Annotated in this window: 18 protein-coding genes and 1 other annotated feature; of the genes, 5 read left to right on the forward strand and 13 right to left on the reverse strand. The window is 51.6% G+C overall.

All coding sequences use genetic code 11. The annotated features are described in order from the left end of the window. Positions 1 to 21: 21 nt before the first annotated feature. The 9 genes from btuC to thrS all read right to left on the reverse strand — a co-directional run bounded on the left by btuC (position 22) and on the right by thrS (position 8,254). Entirely contained in the window at positions 22 to 1,002 is a 981-nt protein-coding gene (gene btuC / locus K5I40_RS07550; RefSeq protein WP_223074217.1) for a vitamin B12 ABC transporter permease BtuC, read from the reverse strand. 101 nt (positions 1,003 to 1,103) lie between these two features. Further along, positions 1,104 to 1,403, reverse strand: a complete 300-nt coding sequence (gene ihfA / locus K5I40_RS07555) for an integration host factor subunit alpha (protein ID WP_006820203.1) — start codon at positions 1,401 to 1,403, stop codon at positions 1,104 to 1,106. 4 nt (positions 1,404 to 1,407) lie between these two features. Next, positions 1,408 to 3,795: a phenylalanine--tRNA ligase subunit beta gene (gene pheT / locus K5I40_RS07560; protein ID WP_138368782.1), complete on the reverse strand. Its 2,388-nt coding sequence runs from the start codon at positions 3,793 to 3,795 to the stop codon at positions 1,408 to 1,410. 15 nt (positions 3,796 to 3,810) lie between these two features. Next, on the reverse strand, positions 3,811 to 4,794 hold the full coding sequence (gene pheS / locus K5I40_RS07565) for a phenylalanine--tRNA ligase subunit alpha (RefSeq protein WP_039029074.1): 984 nt from the start codon (positions 4,792 to 4,794) through the stop codon (positions 3,811 to 3,813). 40 nt (positions 4,795 to 4,834) lie between these two features. After that, positions 4,835 to 4,958, reverse strand: a sequence feature (Phe leader region). Next, positions 4,909 to 4,953, reverse strand: coding sequence for a pheST operon leader peptide PheM (pheM, locus tag K5I40_RS07570; RefSeq protein ID WP_001386830.1), 45 nt, complete (start codon positions 4,951 to 4,953; stop codon positions 4,909 to 4,911). It overlaps the preceding feature by 45 nt. 117 nt (positions 4,959 to 5,075) lie before the next feature. After that, positions 5,076 to 5,432: a 50S ribosomal protein L20 gene (gene rplT, locus K5I40_RS07575; protein ID WP_000124850.1), complete on the reverse strand. Its 357-nt coding sequence runs from the start codon at positions 5,430 to 5,432 to the stop codon at positions 5,076 to 5,078. A gap of 52 nt (positions 5,433 to 5,484) precedes the next feature. Next, positions 5,485 to 5,682, reverse strand: coding sequence for a 50S ribosomal protein L35 (gene rpmI, locus K5I40_RS07580; RefSeq protein ID WP_003030583.1), 198 nt, complete (start codon positions 5,680 to 5,682; stop codon positions 5,485 to 5,487). Between the two features lie 97 nt (positions 5,683 to 5,779). After that, complete coding sequence (infC, locus tag K5I40_RS07585) at positions 5,780 to 6,322, reverse strand: translation initiation factor IF-3 (protein ID WP_023616141.1); 543 nt, start codon at positions 6,320 to 6,322, stop codon at positions 5,780 to 5,782. 3 nt (positions 6,323 to 6,325) lie between these two features. Then, on the reverse strand, positions 6,326 to 8,254 hold the full coding sequence (gene thrS, locus K5I40_RS07590) for a threonine--tRNA ligase (protein ID WP_039029073.1): 1,929 nt from the start codon (positions 8,252 to 8,254) through the stop codon (positions 6,326 to 6,328). A gap of 328 nt (positions 8,255 to 8,582) precedes the next feature. Here thrS and yncL point away from each other — a divergent pair, with 328 nt between their 5' ends. Together yncL and yniD are read left to right on the forward strand one after the other, a co-directional pair. Continuing rightward, positions 8,583 to 8,675: a stress response membrane protein YncL gene (yncL, locus tag K5I40_RS07595; protein WP_072036629.1), complete on the forward strand. Its 93-nt coding sequence runs from the start codon at positions 8,583 to 8,585 to the stop codon at positions 8,673 to 8,675. A 100-nt stretch (positions 8,676 to 8,775) separates the two neighbouring features. After that, a complete protein-coding gene (gene yniD, locus K5I40_RS07600; protein ID WP_223074218.1) occupies positions 8,776 to 8,883 on the forward strand; it encodes a small membrane protein YniD in 108 nt (35 codons plus the stop codon). A gap of 188 nt (positions 8,884 to 9,071) precedes the next feature. On the opposite strand, the gene K5I40_RS07605 is transcribed toward yniD, so the two are convergent. Together K5I40_RS07605 and K5I40_RS07610 are read right to left on the reverse strand one after the other, a co-directional pair. After that, complete coding sequence (locus K5I40_RS07605; protein WP_072036628.1) at positions 9,072 to 9,305, reverse strand: hypothetical protein; 234 nt, start codon at positions 9,303 to 9,305, stop codon at positions 9,072 to 9,074. Between the two features lie 255 nt (positions 9,306 to 9,560). Continuing rightward, positions 9,561 to 10,319 carry a YdiY family protein gene (locus tag K5I40_RS07610; RefSeq protein WP_039029072.1) on the reverse strand — a complete coding sequence of 253 codons (759 nt, stop codon included), beginning with the start codon at positions 10,317 to 10,319 and terminating at the stop codon, positions 9,561 to 9,563. A gap of 91 nt (positions 10,320 to 10,410) precedes the next feature. Between K5I40_RS07610 and K5I40_RS07615 the strand changes: the two genes are divergently transcribed. From K5I40_RS07615 to K5I40_RS07625, 3 genes are read left to right on the forward strand one after another with little or no spacing between them, the layout of a single operon-like run. Beyond that, positions 10,411 to 10,635, forward strand: a complete 225-nt coding sequence (locus K5I40_RS07615; RefSeq protein WP_251929579.1) for a hypothetical protein — start codon at positions 10,411 to 10,413, stop codon at positions 10,633 to 10,635. Then, positions 10,625 to 11,032, forward strand: a complete 408-nt coding sequence (locus K5I40_RS07620) for a hypothetical protein (RefSeq protein WP_223074219.1) — start codon at positions 10,625 to 10,627, stop codon at positions 11,030 to 11,032. Before K5I40_RS07615 ends, K5I40_RS07620 begins: the two co-directional genes overlap by 11 nt. Then, complete coding sequence (locus K5I40_RS07625; protein ID WP_223074220.1) at positions 11,029 to 11,430, forward strand: hypothetical protein; 402 nt, start codon at positions 11,029 to 11,031, stop codon at positions 11,428 to 11,430. The genes K5I40_RS07620 and K5I40_RS07625 overlap by 4 nt, the downstream gene beginning before the upstream one ends. Positions 11,431 to 11,853: 423 nt before the next feature. Here K5I40_RS07625 and K5I40_RS07630 read toward each other — a convergent pair whose 3' ends face one another. Together K5I40_RS07630 and K5I40_RS07635 are read right to left on the reverse strand one after the other, a co-directional pair. Then, positions 11,854 to 12,666 carry a phage baseplate protein gene (locus K5I40_RS07630; protein WP_223074221.1) on the reverse strand — a complete coding sequence of 271 codons (813 nt, stop codon included), beginning with the start codon at positions 12,664 to 12,666 and terminating at the stop codon, positions 11,854 to 11,856. Continuing rightward, the gene (locus tag K5I40_RS07635) at positions 12,666 to 14,912 is read right to left on the reverse strand and encodes a hypothetical protein (protein WP_223074222.1); all 2,247 of its coding nucleotides are present in this window, start codon (positions 14,910 to 14,912) and stop codon (positions 12,666 to 12,668) included. The genes K5I40_RS07630 and K5I40_RS07635 overlap by 1 nt, the downstream gene beginning before the upstream one ends. Positions 14,913 to 14,928: the final 16 nt, after the last annotated feature.

A 14,928-nucleotide genomic window follows, 5' to 3' on the forward strand; every position in this document is an offset into this window, starting at 1 on the left:
TTGTGGTTCAGACTGGCAGCCTTAGCGGCCAGCTTTTAATAATAGCCAGATAAATACCGGTGCACCCAGCGTAGCGGTGACAACGCCGATCGGCAACTCTGCCGCCGTTAACGCCAGGCGCGCGATGATGTCGGCGATAAGCAGCGTCGCGCCGCCCGTCACGGCCGCAGCAGGCAGCAGCAGCCGGTGATCGGTTATGCCGCATAAACGCAGCATATGGGGGATAACGAGGCCGACAAAGCCGATGGCACCGGCCAGCGCCACGCTTACGCCCACCATCCAGCCGATAGCGACCACCAGGATGTTGCGCCAGAAGGTGAGCGGCAGTCCGAGCTGGCGGGCCGAAATCTCACCCAGCACCAGGACGTTCAGGGGTGCGGCCTGAAAACAGGCCCAGACAATAACCGGTACCAGCAGCAGCATCAGCCAGCCCTGCCCCCAGTCCACGCCGCCGAAGCCGCCCATCATCCAGTACATCAGCTGGCGCAGATCAAAGGAGGTGGAAAAGTAGACCGCCCAGGTCATCAGGGCGCTGCAGATAATTCCCAGCGCCACCCCGGCGAGCAGCAGGCGACTGACCGAGAGATGACGGCGGGCAAAGCGCAACAGAATAAGGGTAACGATCAGCGCCCCGGCAATGGCGCAGAGGCTCAGTTCCCAGCCGGACAGGACGCCTCCGCCCAGCATGACGGCGGCAATCAGCCCGACGCCGGCCCCGTTTGATACGCCTAATAAGCCCGGCTCGGCGAGTGGGTTATCAAACAGCGCCTGCATGATGGTGCCGCTCAGCGCCAGCGCCGCCCCCACCAGCACCACGGCCAGAGTACGCGGCAGACGGATCTGCCAGATAAACAGCTCCCCCTGCGGACTAAACCACGACGGCGGTCCGATCCATTGATCGCCCGCGCACAGGCTCAGCCCCAGCGCGATAACCAGCGCCAGCAGCAGGAAGAGCACTTTACGCAGATCGGAACGGTACTGCAGACGGGCAAATTCAGGCATTGGAATCATTTTACGGGTGAATGATGTGATTGATTTTACGGTGGGTTCAGAGCAGCGCAAAGAAAAAAGGCCGCGAATGCGGCCTTTTTGGTTAGATCATCTCACTCTGCTTTGGGTGAAGCGTTTTCGACACGGCTCTTTAACTTCTGTCCGGGTCTGAAGGTCACCACGCGGCGAGCTGTAATGGGAATATCCTCACCCGTCTTCGGGTTACGACCCGGACGTTGGTTTTTGTCGCGCAAATCAAAGTTACCAAAGCCGGAGAGTTTTACCTGCTCACCATTTTCCAGAGCGCGACGGATCTCTTCGAAAAACAGCTCAACCAGCTCTTTGGCATCCCGTTTGCTAAGCCCAAGCTTATCAAACAGATATTCGGACATTTCAGCTTTTGTAAGCGCCATAGGTTCAATCCCTCAATGATGCCTGGAATCGCTCTTTTAATGCCTCTACACATTTGGCGACGGTAGCGGCAATCTCCTCTTCTTCGAGTGTACGGCTGGTATCCTGAAGGATCAGGCTGATAGCCAGGCTCTTAAAGCCCTCTGCTACGCCCTTGCCGCGGTACACGTCAAATAAGTTTACGCCAACTACCTGATTTACGCCAACTTTCTTACATTCGGCCAAAATATCTGCGGCAGGCACATTTTCGGCCACCACGACAGCGATGTCACGACGGTTTGCCGGGAAGCGAGAAACCTCCTGAGCCTGAGGAATGACGCGGTCTGCGACCTTGTTCCACTCCAGTTCAAACGCCAGCGTGCGGCCATTGAGATCGAGCTTGCGCTCCAGTTCCGGATGCACAACACCAATGAAACCAACGCGTTCACCTTTCAGATAAATCGCGGCGCTCTGGCCCGGATGCAGGGCCGGAATGGCTTCTGCGCGGAACTCAATTTCAGACAATTTACCGGTCAGATCGAGGACTGATTCCAGATCGCCTTTCAGATCGTAGAAATCAACGCTGTTTTTGCTCAGATCCCAGTGCTCTTCATAGCGGTTGCCGCAGATTGCACCCGCCAGCATCAGATCCTGACGGATGCCGAGGTTTGCCTGGGTATCCGGAACAAAGCGCAGACCGGTTTCGAAGATGCGCACGCGGCTCTGCTGACGGTTCTGGTTGTAGACGATGGTGCCCAGCAGGCCGGTCAGCAGCGACAGCCGCATGGCGGACATTTCGCTGGAGATAGGGCTTGGCAGGATCAGCGCTTCCTGGCCTGGATGGATCAGCTGCTGCACCTTCGGGTCAACGAAGCTGTAGGTGATCACTTCCTGGTAGCCTTTGTCGTTCAGCATGGTTTTCACACGCTTCAGGGAGAGGTCGGCTTCGCGATGGGAACCCATCACCAGGCCTGCCTGTACCGGCTCATCAGGAATGTTGTTGTAGCCGTATACGCGGGCCACTTCTTCCACCAGATCTTCTTCGATCGAAATGTCGAAACGCCAGCTCGGCGCGACAGCGGTCCACTCATCCTGACCTTCGGTCACGTCGCAGCCCAGACGGCGCAGAATGTCGCTCACCTGCGCATCGGCAATGTGATGACCAATCAAGCGGTCCAGTTTGCTGCGGCGCAGGGTGATGGTCGCAGGCTTCGGCAGATGCGCCTCGCTGGTCACATCGATAACCGGACCGGCTTCGCCGCCGCAGATGTCGATCAGCAGGCGGGTAGCGCGCTCCATCGCTTTGTACTGCAGGGCTGGATCCACGCCGCGCTCATAGCGGTGAGAGGCATCGGTATGCAGGCCGTGACGGCGCGCGCGACCGGTAATGGACAGCGGGCTGAAGAAGGCGCACTCCAGCAGCACGTTCTGGGTTTCATCATTCACGCCAGAGTGGTCGCCACCGAAGATACCGCCCATGGCCAGCGCCTGGCCTTGATCGGCAATAACCAGGGTATCGGCACCAAGTTTGGCTTCGCTACCGTCGAGCAGAACCAGGGTTTCGCCCTCTTTCGCCATACGCACCACAATGCCGCCTTCGATACGATCTTTATCGAACGCGTGCATCGGCTGACCCAGCTCCAGCAGGACGTAGTTAGTCACGTCAACCACCGCATCGATAGAGCGGATGCCGCAGCGGCGCAGCTTCTCTTTCATCCACAGCGGAGTGGGCGCCTTAACGTTGATGCCTTTGACCACACGGCCGAGGTAGCGCGGACAGGCGTCTGGCGCGTCAACCTGAATCGGCAGCGTGTCGTTGATGGTGGCGGCAACCGGGGCAATCTCTGGCGCGTTCAGTTCGGTCTGATTCAGGACCGCCACGTCGCGGGCCACGCCGATGATGCCTAAGCAGTCGGCACGGTTCGGGGTCACGCTGATTTCGATGGTGTTGTCATCGAGATTCAGGTATTCACGCAGATCGGTACCAATTGGCGCATCCGCTGGCAGCTCAATGATGCCAGAGTGGTCGTCGGAAATACCCAGCTCAGAGAAAGAGCACAGCATGCCTTCAGACGGCTCGCCGCGCAGTTTCGCCGCTTTGATTTTGAAATCGCCTGGCAGCACCGCGCCCACGGTCGCCACGGCCACTTTCAGGCCCTGACGGCAGTTTGCCGCGCCGCAGACGATATCCAGCAGGCGTTCGCCGCCCACGTTCACTTTCGTCACACGCAGTTTGTCGGCGTTCGGGTGCTGGCCGCACTCCACGACTTCGCCGATAACAACGCCATTAAACGCGCCCGCAACCGGCTCAACGCCGTCCACTTCCAGGCCTGCCATGGTGATCTGGTTAGAGAGCGCCTCGCTGTCGAGCGCGGTGTTCACCCATTCGCGTAACCACAGTTCACTGAATTTCATTGTTCTGTCCTGCCCTTATTTAAACTGTTTGAGGAAACGCAGATCGTTTTCGAAGAAAGCGCGTAAGTCGGTTACGCCGTAACGCAGCATGGTCAGACGCTCCATGCCCATACCGAATGCAAAGCCGGAGTAGACTTCCGGATCAATGCCAACGTTACGCAGGACGTTCGGGTGCACCATGCCGCAGCCCAACACTTCCAGCCACTTGCCGTTTTTACCCATCACGTCAACTTCGGCAGAAGGTTCTGTGAACGGGAAGTAGGACGGACGGAAACGAATCTGCAGATCTTCTTCAAAGAAGTTGCTCAGGAAGTCGTGCAGGGTACCTTTCAGGTTGGTAAAGCTGATGTTTTTATCAACGATCAGCCCTTCCATCTGATGGAACATTGGGGTGTGGGTCTGATCGTAGTCGTTACGATAGACGCGGCCCGGGGCAATAATGCGGATTGGCGGCTGCTTCTCTTTCATGGTGCGGATCTGCACGCCAGAGGTCTGGGTACGCAGCAGACGGGTAGCATCGAACCAGAAAGTGTCGTGGTCAGCACGCGCCGGGTGGTGGCCTGGGATATTCAGGGCATCGAAGTTATGGTAATCGTCTTCGATTTCCGGGCCGGTCGCCACGGTAAAGCCGAGCTCACCGAAGAAACTTTCAATGCGGTCGATAGTGCGCGTAACCGGGTGCAGGCCACCGTTTTCAATGCGACGACCCGGCAGGGAGACGTCGATGGTTTCTGCAGCCAGACGCGCATTCAGCGCGGCGCTTTCCAGCGCGTTTTTACGCTCGTTCAGCACCTGCTGAACCTGCTCTTTGGCTTCGTTAATTACCGCACCTGCAGCCGGGCGCTCTTCTGGCGGCAATTCACGCAGGGTAGTCATTTGAAGGGTCAGGTGCCCTTTCTTGCCCAGATATTCGACGCGGACGTTGTCTAACGCGGCAACATCTGAGGCCTGGTTAATGGCGGCCGTTGCACTGGCAACCAGCTCTGCGAGATGTGACATGGTTTTCCTCGTTATGTAGCGATATTTACAAGCGGCAGATACGAAAAAAGCCTCCATCAGGAGGCTTTCTGGCGCTGTTTTCCGTTTCGTCTTTCACGCGCTAGCCTCCTGATGTCAGGTGCTAAAGTAAAAGAAGAAGCGGAAAATAGCAGCATTCATGCTTGCGTTACCTTGTGTGATACGGAACCTGTCGCCTTATTGAAAAGGGTCGCCAGAAAATTGTCAATGTTTTGATGCTGTTGAAACGAAAAGAGGGAGCAAAGCTCCCTCTTCCAACTGGCTTATGCCAGTGCTGCTTTCGCTTTTTCGACCAGAGCGGTGAACGCTACTTTGTCGAATACTGCGATGTCAGCCAGGATCTTACGGTCGATTTCAACAGAGGCTTTTTTCAGGCCGTTGATGAATTTGCTGTAAGAAATACCGTTCTGACGTGCTGCCGCATTGATACGTGCAATCCACAGCTGACGGAACTGACGTTTACGTTGACGACGGTCACGGTAAGCGTACTGACCAGCTTTGATAACAGCCTGGAAGGCAACGCGGTATACGCGAGAACGCGCACCGTAGTAGCCTTTAGCTTGTTTCAGAATTTTTTTGTGACGTGCACGAGCAATTACACCACGTTTTACGCGAGCCATGTGAGCTCTCCTGTATCTATATTCTTAGTAAAAAAAATTAAACGTTAACGGCTTATGCGTACGGCAGGCACGCGATAACCAGACCCAGATCGCCTTTAGACACGAGGCCTTTTGGACGCAGGTGACGTTTACGTTTAGTAGATTTTTTGGTCAGAATATGACGCAGGTTTGCGTGCTTACGCTTAAATCCACCACCACCGGTTTTTTTGAAGCGCTTAGCAGCACCGCGTACGGTCTTAATTTTAGGCATCTTAATAACTTCCACTTCGCATTGTTAAATAAACGAAACGTAGGCGAACAAAACCTGCGAAGCCTGTAGGCTCCACAGGAATTGCTACTTGAAGGCCTTACTGTTTCTTCTTAGGAGCGAGCACCATAATCATCTGGCGGCCTTCGATCTTCGTAGGGAAGGATTCGACTACTGCCAGTTCACTCAGATCGTCACGGACGCGGTTAAGCACTTCCATACCGATCTGTTGGTGGGCCATCTCACGACCGCGGAAACGCAGTGTGATCTTGGCCTTATCGCCATCTTCCAGAAAGCGAATCAGGCTGCGGAGTTTTACCTGATAATCGCCATCGTCGGTACCAGGACGGAATTTAATTTCCTTAACCTGGATAACTTTTTGCTTCTTCTTCTGTTCCTTAGAAGACTTACTCTTTTCATAAAGGAACTTGCCGTAGTCCATGATACGACAAACTGGCGGTTCGGCGTTAGGGCTGATTTCAACTAAATCTACTCCAGCTTCTTCAGCCTTTTCGATTGCTTCTCTCAGACTCACAATCCCCAGCTGCTCGCCTTCCAGACCTGTTAAGCGAACTTCCTGGGCGCGAATCTCGCCATTGATACGATTCGGACGTGCCGTTTGAACTCGTTTTCCGCCTTTAATACCTTATTCCTCCAGTTGTTGAAGACTGCGGCTGCGAATCTCTTGTTGCAGCTTCTCAATCACTTCATTTACGTCCAGGCTGCCCAGGTCTTTACCACGGCGGGTGCGAACGGCAACTTTGCCTGCTTCCACCTCTTTATCACCACAGACCAGCATATACGGGACACGACGTAAAGTGTGCTCGCGGATTTTAAAGCCAATCTTCTCATTTCTCAAGTCCGCTTTTACGCGAATGCCCGCATTTTGTAGTTTCTGCGTCAATTCTTTAACGTATTCAGACTGAGAATCGGTAATGTTCATCACCACTACCTGCACCGGCGCAAGCCAGGTTGGGAAGAATCCAGCGAACTCTTCGGTCAGGATGCCGATGAAGCGCTCCAGTGAACCGAGAATCGCACGGTGAATCATTACCGGAACCTGACGCTCGTTGTCTTCGCCAACGTAAGAGGCGCTTAAACGCTGCGGCAGGGAGAAGTCCAGCTGTACCGTTCCGCACTGCCATGCACGATCGAGGCAGTCATACAGGGTAAATTCAATTTTCGGACCGTAGAATGCACCTTCGCCCAACTGGTATTCAAACGGGATACCGTTCTCTTCCAGGGCGACGGCCAGGTCCGCCTCAGCACGATCCCAGGTCTCGTCGCTGCCGATACGTTTTTCAGGACGAGTTGAGAGTTTGACCACGATCTTCTCGAAGCCAAAGGTGCTGTACATATCGTAGACCATACGAATACAGGCGTTAACTTCATCACGCACCTGATCTTCAGTACAGAAGATGTGCGCGTCATCCTGCGTAAAGCCACGAACACGCATCAGACCATGCAGCGCGCCTGACGGCTCGTTACGGTGGCAGCTACCGAACTCCGCCATACGCAGCGGCAGGTCGCGGTAGGATTTCAGACCCTGGTTGAAGATCTGAACGTGACCCGGGCAGTTCATCGGCTTGATGCAGTATTCACGGTTCTCGGAAGAGGTGGTGAACATCGCATCTTTGTAGTTGTCCCAGTGGCCGGTTTTTTCCCACAGCACACGGTCCATCATGAACGGGCCTTTCACTTCCTGATACTGGTACGCTTTCAGCTTGGAACGCACGAAGGTTTCCAGTTCACGGAAGATTGTCCAGCCGTCGTTATGCCAGAACACCATGCCCGGCGCTTCTTCCTGCATGTGATACAGGTCGAGCTGTTTACCGATTTTACGGTGGTCACGCTTCGCCGCTTCTTCCAGACGCTGCAGGTACGCGCTCAGGGCTTTTTTGTCGGCCCAAGCAGTACCGTAAATACGCTGCAGCATCTTGTTGTTGCTGTCGCCACGCCAGTAAGCGCCTGCGGTTTTCATCAGCTTGAAGTGATGGCAGAAGCGCATATTCGGCACGTGCGGTCCACGGCACATGTCGACGTATTCTTCATGGTGATACAAGCCAGGCTTGTCATCATGAGCAATGTTTTCATCAAGAATAGTGACCTTGTAGCTTTCGCCACGCTTCACGAAGGTTTCACGCGCTTCGTGCCAGCTCACTTTCTTCTTGATGACGTCATAGTTGCTCTCAGCCAGCTCGTGCATACGCTTTTCGAGGGCTTCGATATCTTCCTGGGTCAGCGTGTGGTCAAGGTCAACGTCGTAGTAGAAACCGTTGTCGATAACCGGGCCGATAGCCATTTTGGTGTTAGGCCACAGCTGTTTGATCGCATGACCGAGCAGGTGTGCGCAGGAGTGACGAATGATCTCCAGACCTTCTTCGTCTTTCGCGGTGATGATCGACAGCTTCGCATCGTTTTCAATTAAATCGGAAGCATCAACCAGCTCACCGTTTACGCGGCCAGCGATAGTGGCTTTCGCCAGACCCGGGCCGATATCCAGCGCAACATCCATTGGGCTGACGGCACGGTCAAAATGGCGTTGGCTGCCATCAGGAAGAGTAATAACAGGCATTTTATGTCCTTATTTGCAGTGATGCCCCACACATAAGAGCATATGCAAAGAAAATAATCTTTAATTTACAGTGAATTGCAAAACCATCTGACCAACAATCGTCAAATTGGCTCGCAACCATCCACAGGATCGAAATCAGATAAATGACAATTTACGATCAGCCTGTAGATGGTAACACTAACAAAAGGGTGAAAACACCCTCCACAGGCAGAATGCATGCGTTAGTACTTTTGCATGACTTTGATGTGGAATTTCAGACAGTTTCTCGCAATACCGGGTTGCTGAGCTATTCTTGAACAGGTCCTTCAACACTTTATTGGGGCGAATTATGAACGTATCAAGCAGAACAGTCGTTATCCTTAACATTCTTTCTGCCACCGCACTACTCGTGATTCTGGCAGATAAGTTTCACTGGTTCTGAAGCGCGTTGTTGCAAGCACCTGAAGCTGTAGCATTCCGGCGATGCGCAATTATCATTGCTCTTTGGTAAACTGCTTTCACCAAAGAACAAGGATGACGTGATGCCGACGAAACGCTTTTCAAAAAAACACTGGAAGATGGTGATTGTCTTAATCGCCATATGTGTCGCTATGCTGTTATTACGTTGGGCGGCGATGCTTTGGGGTTAATCTCATCTTCCCTGCCCCTGCAGATCAGGATATTTATCGACTGGTTTGCACAATCAGCACAAATATAAACTTACGTTTTATTTATCTTTACACAAATTACAGAAATAAAAAAACCGGTACCTCAGGATCCGGTTTTTTTTAGCGGCAATAAACGGCCGAAAATGCATTTATCACATCTGACAAATCAATCAGGACCATTCACCGGCAACCAGTTTATGCACGTCGAACGCGTCATCCATGGATTGCCCGGTCGATTGTGAGCCCGGGGCGATGTTCGAACCGGCTTCTACATCAGAGGCTTTGGTAATGCCAATTTGTGTAGAGGTGTCACTGGCAGAGTTATATACAGAGTCAGCGGCAAAGACACCGAATGACAATGCAGAAAGGACTAATGCTGCAGATGCAGTTGTGATTTTATTCATAATGTTTTTCTCTTACTGAATTAATACAGACCAACTTAGGCAATATCTAGCCTGTATTTACAGTTTAGATCTGGATCACACTTTTGCATAGTCAAAATATTTATCAATTCGTGTCAAATAAACTGAATGGTTAACAAAAGGAGGGATTATGGAGAGAATATGGAGATATCGGCTACCGCTATATTTTAAAACAGTGTTTATTATTTATCAGCACAAAAATTAAAAACGGGCCAATATATTATTGGCCCGCGGTAATTACATTTTGTAGCCCAGAGAGACGACGGTTCTGCGATCGGTGTGTTCCGGTGCAGACGCTGGCGGCTCGGAGTTCCAGGTCACGTTATATGCAACTTTCAGCCCGAAATGCGCGTTGATCGCCACGTTGAGGGCGGTCTCGGAGTTGACGGTGGTATCGTCAGCGCCAAAGACGGAGACGCCCTGGCTGAACTTCGCGTTATCGGTCATCTGCCAGGCGTAGGTTCCGGATGCGTAACCCAGCGGCTGGGTTTCGGTATCACCGTCGGTGTATTCGTCATAGCGAACACCCGGACCAAATTCAAAGCGGAAGCTGTGTACCGGACCATTCAGGAACTGGCGACCGTAACCGGCGGTTGCCACATCACGCTCGCGGTAGCCGTTGTAGCGATCCGTTAACCAGCTCGCCTGACCAAACAGATAGTCATAGTCAGTCATGTTGTAACGGCTACGTCCGCCCACCGCATATTTCTCGGAAGAGCGCTCATCGTTAGAGGAGGTGTTGCTGGCGTTACCCCACAGCGACCAGGCTGTGGTGTTGCCGTACCATGTCAGGGTGGTGTCGGCGGTCAGGGAAGAGCTTTTCGTATTGCCCGATTGCGCCAGATAACCTGCGTTAAGGGTGCCTTCGAAGGGTTTCTGTGCAGTGGAGGGATCGTCCATGACAGTAAAAACGGAATCATCGGCTGCCGCATTCAGTGACGCAAGCAGGCCTCCCGCCAACATCATCGCGGCGGGTACTGTCTTTAAGAGCTTCATTTTGGTTCTCTATGATACATAACAAGGAATTAGTCGCGGAGAGTATGCACCGCCCTTCTATTCGTTATCAACAGACAAAGAGAGAAACATTTTGAAGAACTACCATGTCGCCGGAATCCTGCTATGTGCAGGAGTAATCGTCGGTGCTGCCGTACCTGCGAAAGCTGCCACTTTGAAAGAACAGTTTATTGACGCTAACCAAGATCGTATTTGCGTTTATAGCGCACACTCTCATGACTACTATTTGAACGTTGGTTTCTCTGGTCACTGTAGTTTCAACGTTCCTGACAATGAAGGTAATGATGATGAAAAGTAAACTTTTGGCTATCGTGGCATTGATGGCTTCGTTTTCTGGTGCAGTACAGGCAGATGGTGTGCAATTCGGTGAATACCAGCAGGTTCAGAACATCGCTAGATGTGGTTACATCGCCAATGTGATGATCGCTGACAACACTGTTCAGGTCATGGATCTGTCACTGAGAAAGTATGTGGACATTACAGCGAGAATGCGTCCAGGTGGCGTCTACAATCCATCACCGAGTGATCTTGCCACTGACTATGCGCTGTTCTTCCAACAGACAGTTTCAGAGACAGAAGACGAGATGATGGATCAGATTCAGAAGCGTGGTCTCCCTCTGGAACCTGGTTCATGGTTACTGGTTGCAAAAGATTGGTGGACAGTGAAAATGTGTTCTCAGGTGACTGGTCTATGAAACTTCAATTCGCAAACTTAGATCTTTTTCATGTTGATGAAAGCACATCACGAGTATTCATCTATGCTCAAGCAGCAGGACAGGTGTTGACTCTTCAAGCGGTGCGGATTGGCAAGGATGGAAGTCACCAAGATCTGAGGATTATGACGATGAATGAACGTATTGTTGCTCACGACAGGCCAGCACCTCTTGATCTCCAGATCGAGTGTCCGTACTGCTATGGACTTGCAATCCTGAACGTTCCTCAGACGACACTGGAGTTCGTCGGTAAGCCTTATGTGAATGTTTTTACAGCATTCAATACCGGACGTAAGCGCGAGATGCTATCTGATGAAAATGACTTCCTCACAGGTCTATTAATGACACATTACGGTGACTATGAGGTGATCGAGGCTTAACCAGATTTGTGACGAATTGTAGAAACAAAAAACCCTCCAAGACTTCGGCAAAGATCATGCTTAGGTCAAGGAGGGTTTTCTTTAGAAGAGAGTATGTGTTCAGATTTCTTAACAGAGTGTCTATCCGTGAGCGATTTCGTATACCAGCGAAGCAAGACATCAAGTGTGATAAGAGTGGTCATAGGTATCAAGGTTTATTCGTATCATGCAGACGACTTGCACGTGCTCACAAATCGCAAGCCGGGAACCACCAGGACAGCAGAAAAGGTTATTCCGTATGAGGTACTGACCGAGAAAGAGAAACGCGCTCAGAAGCGTTTAACAGCCATCAGGAACAAGCACGGAAACCTGATAAAAAAGATCGTCCGATGACGGATACAGAAAAACCCCGAACCAGTTAAGGAACGGAGTTTAGTATTTTTATCAGTGTGTGCTCTGCTTAGTAATGTTCCCGGCCTGCGCCTGGTACGGGTTATCTTTAACGTAGCCCTTTAAACCTGACTCGTTATAAACCACTTTACCCGTGGTTTTGTTATAAGTAGATCCACGCTCGCATGACTCCCACGCCCGCACAAGGTCGAGACCTGGCACCTTCTGACCTGTTGAGTACAGGCCGCGAACATCAGAACAGTTGCCCGGTTTGATGGCTTTCGTGCCAGTATTGCCAGCGTCTTTCATCGAAGTAACAGCACCGTTTTTAGTGGTTGCCTTGCCAGTGACATTCTTGCCGCTTCCTGAACCGTTCGCATTAGGTGCTTCTGTCTGCCCTACCTGAACAACAAAATTTGCATCCTGGAAAGTCAGACTGATGTTAAGACCGTTGGCGATCTTAGAATCTTTCTTTGCTTCAAAGTTGGTGCAAAGAGCGTTTTCAAGGGTGATGCCATCTTTTGCCAGAACTCTTAATACCTGGCGCTGTTGTCGCCAACGTTGCAGAGTTGTTACAAAGTCCTCAACCGTACCGACTGCGCTTTTTGTCAAGAATGCACCCTCATAGCTGACCACAACCACACCGTTGATCTGAATGGTGTTCGGCTTTTCTTGAATGTTGTCGGTCACAACTTGCCCCGTCTGAACAGGTTGGGTTGTGGCCTCCATCGGAGAGTTGTACGTGATGTCAGTTGTTGCGGATAACTTGAGAAATACAGACATGTCGTCTTTGAGGTGGAACAGGATTCCATCCTGCCCCGTGTAGTTCATAGGCGTTACGTTATAGCCTGGTAGACCTGTAGCCATTAGTTGGAACCTCGCGCTAATAGAGATGGTGACCAGCCTGCATTTTGTGATGTCGATTGCCAGTTGCCGCCTGTGCCTTGAGTCATCATCATGGTGTCACCTAAGATCTCTCTCACTACAGGTGAGACCGTGGCAGTGTGCATTGAACCATCAGGCATAGGAATGTTGATAGTGAACGGGTCAAGCTGAATTTTCATCGGCTCTGGCTGGACAAGGCTCAGGGGTTGAGGTGTCGCATAAGCTGCTGCACCGTTCATACCTGGCAGACCGGGTGAAGTTGCACCAGACCAGTTACCATTAGCAAGTGGTGAATCACCGAACCAGCCGCTGATCATGTTCCATCCCTTTTCTGCAAGAGAACCTTTTACAGTGTTGCCGCCATTGGTGTACTCAACATTCCCGTTTTCGTCACCGTATGCCCATTTCTGGAACTTCGGAATAACACTATCAAACAGGTAGTTGCCAAGGGTAACACCTGCATCAATGATCATGGCAATCTGACCTAGTTTGCCGACGATACCACCTAAACCACCACCAGCACCGGATGCTGTTGACATGGCATCGCCCAGACCTAGCAGACGTTTGACCATAGCGCCAACTTTAGCAGCAGCGAACAGACCGCCCAGCGTACCAGCGATAGCAATTGCACCGGATAAGAAACCGTTAAGAGCGTTGCCTACATCGTTCAGTGCGTTCTGGATAGGTTGAGGTAGACCGTTAAAGAATTCCTGCCATTTGTCACGGATCAGGCCGAGATAGCCGTCAACGTTCATTGCCACAACGTCAAGAATCTGAATAATCGGGGTGATACGTTGGAACAGCCAGCCAGCCGCCTGACCTAATTTGTAAAACAGTCCGGTTGCATCGTTCAGGGCTTGTGAACCTGCCTCTGTCATGTCAGAGAAACCCTGTTCAAAACCAGAGAAGAAACTGAACTGATCATGTTGCACAGCGTTGGTGAAACGCCCCTGCACACTGATAATGTTGTCCATCGCCATTTTATAAGCGTTGGCTTTAATGTTCGCCTGCTGCATAGACTGCGCTACTACGTCAAAGACCTTGCCACCATCTTTCAAGTTTTTAAGGTACTCGAAAAGCTCGTTTGCGTTTTTGGTCTTAGTAAACTCAAGCATAGGTTGCACGATACCCGGCATGTTACTGACGATCTGACGGAAATCCTGCTTGATGAGTTTATCACTCGATACGGCCTGCGACAGACCATAGTTCATGCGTTCAACCTGATCCTGTTTAGCACCTGTCAGGTGAGCAAATACGCCTGCGTCCTCCATGTACTTAATGATCTTGTCATCGTTCACGGTGCGTGGAATTGTGGCGCGGAGAGTAGAGGCTTGTTCAAGTGCTGCGGTCTCATTCTGCCCGTACTTGTTCGCCTGCTCTAAGATCTGCTGCTTAGCGTTGGCACCATTCGCACCAAAAGCAAAGCTGGTCATCGTGTTGGCCTGCGTCTTAGCTGCGCCAACTTCAAGAGACTGTTTAAAGAAATCCATCGCTTTCTGTAGGGCAAAGAAACCAGCAACCAGCGGTGAAACTGACTCTGCTAATGCGCCCAGACCTGCACCCGCTGAACCTGCTGCTGCACGTTGTGCTGCTCCGGCTGCTCTGGCAACACGTGCCTGTTGTGCAAATTCAAAGTTAAGCTGTCTCAGGTTCTGGCGGTATGTCTCAACGTTACGATCACCCATCAGATGAGTGTTGCGGAGTTCTGTCAGCCTACGTGCATACTCACGCGCCTGTGCAGGGTCACGTGCAATCATGTTACCGTACTGTGCAGAGGTGCGTTGACGCATGTCCAGGTTGCTGATTGTGCCTGCCGGGTTGCGAGGGGTACGACGGCGACCAGCACCATTACCCAGACCGCCAAGATCGCCAGCGCCTAATCTGGCCTCTCGTTTAGCCTCTGCCAGTGCCTTACGCACCGCACGTGCTGCTGCAATACCTTCGGTCTGATAGCGGTTAAACAGGCCATTACCCATCTGACCAGACTTGAAAGCGTTGTTCAGGTTGCGGTTAATAACACGGGCAGAACTCGCAGACATCTTTTCGATCTTTGCGAAAGTACCGCGCATGTTACGTGAATAATCTTTTGCGAATACCTTATTAAGACGTTGCTCCATACGGTTAGCAACTGGCATCACTTGTTTTTCAAGTTTAGCCAAGCCTTTCATAACCTTTTCTGAAAAGCCCATCTCAATAGTAAATTCACTTACTACTTGCTTTCCTGCCATTAATAACGGCCTTATG

Origin of the sequence: Leclercia sp. LTM14 (assembly GCF_023736175.1) — a bacterium.
Classification (GTDB): domain Bacteria; phylum Pseudomonadota; class Gammaproteobacteria; order Enterobacterales; family Enterobacteriaceae; genus Enterobacter; species Enterobacter barmai.